This is a genomic window from Campylobacter sp. CNRCH_2015_1657 (assembly GCF_025772685.1).
GTDB lineage: Bacteria > Campylobacterota > Campylobacteria > Campylobacterales > Campylobacteraceae > Campylobacter_D > Campylobacter_D lari_D.
Genome location: NZ_JAKMSO010000026.1, coordinates 1 through 731 on the forward strand (window position 1 = coordinate 1; position 731 = coordinate 731).

The 731-nt window shown below is 32.6% G+C and carries 1 protein-coding gene; it reads left to right on the forward strand.

Annotated features, from left to right (window positions below):
• Window positions 1-48: 48 nt before the first annotated feature.
• Window positions 49-258 carry a hypothetical protein gene (locus L8X27_RS07950; RefSeq protein WP_263671881.1) on the forward strand — a complete coding sequence of 70 codons (210 nt, stop codon included), beginning with the start codon at window positions 49-51 and terminating at the stop codon, window positions 256-258.
• The last annotated feature ends 473 nt before the right edge of the window (window positions 259-731 follow it).

Genomic DNA, 731 nt, shown 5'->3' on the forward strand with positions numbered 1-731 from the left:
CCAAGAAGCTGGGCATAAAGTACTTTGTAAATTTGGATATTGTTTCTAATGTTAAATATGTTAAATCCTAATTCAAATATTCGCTTCCACAAGTGTATGCCTAAGGAAGTTCATCAAATATATGACACCTTAAAGCTTATGGAACAAGAAGATACAAAAAAAGTAGAAGCTGAAGCTAAAAAAGAAGAACAAAGTAATTCTACAAATACAGATAAAGCAGACAATAAAAAAGATCAGCTTTTAGATATATTTGCTTAATCTTAATATTAAGGCAGTGGGTTTTGTCCATCTTCCGTGCTACGCACTCAGACAACCCCCGCACCCCAATTATCGCAAATCATAGCACCTTAACAGGTGCGATTTGCTAAAGCACCAAAAAGGAAAACTATCTATTAAACCCAGACCCTCTATCGTTTCTTTTAGTTTTTGCTTGTTCAAAAGAATTTTCAAAAGCTCTTTGATATTTAAGCTCTTTTTCTATTCTTTCGGCTTTTAATGGAAATATTTCTTTTAACTGCTCCACGCTTAAATTTTTTTTCGCACCATCTGCCTATTTCTTTTAGTCGAGTTTCTAATCTTTAATTATTTGTCTTGTGTGTTTCAAACAAAGTTCTTAAAGTATCTCTATCATCTTTGACTTTATCCACTTAATATTTCACTATCTCCTATCACATAGACTTTTGTGAAAATCCATCCCCTGCTTTTTTTAATATATAAAAACGCATACGCGC